1 protein-coding gene is annotated in these 249 nt (G+C 64.7%); it reads right to left on the reverse strand.

What is annotated here, in order from left to right; all coding sequences use genetic code 11:
* The coding region (locus BST14_RS32140; protein ID WP_142279726.1) for a transporter substrate-binding domain-containing protein at positions 1–249 on the reverse strand (249 nt) is incomplete at both ends.

A 249-nucleotide genomic window follows, 5' to 3' on the forward strand; every position in this document is an offset into this window, starting at 1 on the left:
TTCCTGGCGCATCTGCTCCAGGGCCTTTTGCAGGCGCTCCACCACCTCGTCCGGAGTGTCCTTGTTCAACGCCAGGTAGAGCTTGGCCTCGTTGAAACGCAGCACCGTCTGCAGGCCGGACACGCCTTCCTGCTTGGCCAGGTAGCGCCCGGCGGGATCGCCGCTGGCCCAGAGGTCGATCTGGCCCTTGACCAGCTTCTGCGCGTTTTCCTGGTCGCGTAGCGCCAGGTCGGCCTCGAAACCGTTCTT

This window comes from Mycobacterium arosiense ATCC BAA-1401 = DSM 45069 (genome assembly GCF_002086125.1).
GTDB classification, from domain to species: domain Bacteria; phylum Actinomycetota; class Actinomycetes; order Mycobacteriales; family Mycobacteriaceae; genus Mycobacterium; species Mycobacterium arosiense.